Source organism: Fructilactobacillus sp. X3R2C1 (assembly GCF_059901235.1).
Window position 1 is genome coordinate 1 of record NZ_JBWXVA010000080.1, and the last position, 240, is coordinate 240.

At 59.6% G+C, this 240-nt stretch carries 1 protein-coding gene; it reads left to right on the forward strand.

Annotation, left to right across the window (positions count from 1 at the left end; all coding sequences use genetic code 11):
- Window positions 1-240, forward strand: a 240-nt coding sequence (locus AC6UDB_RS07240; protein ID WP_500709591.1) for a hypothetical protein, incomplete at both ends; no start/stop codon positions are given.

Consider the following 240-nt stretch of genomic DNA (forward strand, 5'->3'; position numbering starts at 1 on the left):
GTCAGCGGCAGTGGCGGCTACGTCAACTACCTGAGCAAGAAGCCTGACTTCAACCGTTTCCGCACCAAGCTCAGCGGCGAAATCGGCAGCTGGATCCCCGATGGCGAATCACGCGATGCCACCAAGTTCAGCATCGACAACACCGGCCCGCTGACGGACAACCTGGCTTACCGGGTGAGCATCACCCGCCAGCGCCAGGAAGACATCTACGACAATGTCGAGAACAACTTCGACGCCTTC